This is a genomic window from Haemophilus haemolyticus, from assembly GCF_003493685.1.
GTDB classification, from domain to species: domain Bacteria; phylum Pseudomonadota; class Gammaproteobacteria; order Enterobacterales; family Pasteurellaceae; genus Haemophilus; species Haemophilus haemolyticus_O.
On sequence record NZ_QQJW01000035.1, the window covers coordinates 1 to 549 of the forward strand.

Annotated in this window: 2 tRNA genes and 1 rRNA gene; all 3 read left to right on the forward strand. The window is 45.7% G+C overall.

The window, feature by feature from the left end:
• A 16S ribosomal RNA gene (locus tag DV434_RS10655) occupies positions 1-125 on the forward strand; the annotation flags it as partial.
• Positions 126-203: 78 nt separating this feature from the next.
• Positions 204-280, forward strand: a tRNA-Ile gene (locus DV434_RS10660).
• 45 nt (positions 281-325) lie between these two features.
• Positions 326-401 (forward strand) — tRNA-Ala (locus DV434_RS10665).
• The last annotated feature ends 148 nt before the right edge of the window (positions 402-549 follow it).

Genomic DNA, 549 nt, shown 5'->3' on the forward strand with positions numbered 1-549 from the left:
AGTGGGTTGTACCAGAAGTAGATAGCTTAACCGCAAGGGGGGCGTTTACCACGGTATGATTCATGACTGGGGTGAAGTCGTAACAAGGTAACCGTAGGGGAACCTGCGGTTGGATCACCTCCTTACCGAAATGAGCGATAGCGAGTGCTCACACAGATTGGCTGATAGTTGTAGACAAATGAGCAGAAGAAAGCATTACCCTTGGGTCTGTAGCTCAGGTGGTTAGAGCGCACCCCTGATAAGGGTGAGGTCGGTGGTTCAAGTCCACTCAGACCCACCACTCTGAGAGTGAGTGATGTAAAGGTGTAATGGTTTATGATGAAATGGGGATATAGCTCAGCTGGGAGAGCGCCTGCCTTGCACGCAGGAGGTCAGCGGTTCGATCCCGCTTATCTCCACCACTTATCATCGTTAAGTAAATTTATTCATTTAGTTTATTTAACGATGATAACTGAAAAGTTTTATCAACTGTTCTTTAAAAAATTGGAAACAAGCTGAAAACAAGAGATTTTCGAGAGAAAGTCTGAGTAGGCAAGGCAGGAAAGTGAA